The 532-nt window shown below is 68.8% G+C and carries 1 protein-coding gene; it reads right to left on the bottom strand.

All coding sequences use genetic code 11. The features are described 5' to 3' along the window. Positions 1 to 532, bottom strand: a 532-nt coding sequence (locus ACYVDE_RS25925; protein ID WP_460504372.1) for a Mur ligase family protein, incomplete at both ends; no start/stop codon positions are given.

The raw sequence follows: 532 nt of genomic DNA, 5'->3' as shown, positions 1-532 counted from the left end.
GAGGGTGAAGCGCAGGTCGGCAGCCTGGTCGGCCTGACGCGTCCAGCAAAAGCCCGGCAGCGCCAGCTCGGCCACGGCGGCGCGCACCTGGGGCTGGTCGGCGCAGTAGAACAGGCAGCGGAATTGCGGGCCGGCAAATAGCTGCAGCTTCTCGCGGAGCTTCTGCGCCGACGAGGCGAAGCCGGCATCGTGGGCCGTGCCGAGGGTGGTGAACAAGCCTTCGGTGGGCTGAATGATGGCGGCCAGCCGGGCCATTTCGCCCGCTTCCGAAATGCCGGCCTCGAAGAGGCCCAGCGTGTGGCGTGCCGGGTTCAGCTCCCACACGCTGAGCGGCACGCCCACCTGCGAGTTATAGGAGCGCGGCGAGCGGCAAATATCTTCGTCGGGGCTGAGCAGCTGGGCCAGCCATTCCTTCACAATGGTTTTGCCATTCGACCCGGTGATGGCCAGCACCGGGCCGGCAAACTGCGTGCGATGGGCCGCCGCCAACGCCTGCAGCGCAGCCAACGGGCTGGCCACGGCCAGCAGGCCG

It is taken from the genome of Hymenobacter agri, assembly GCF_054778495.1.
The sequence above is the reverse complement of the archived record's forward strand: the minus strand, read 5'-3'. Positions and strand labels throughout refer to the sequence as shown.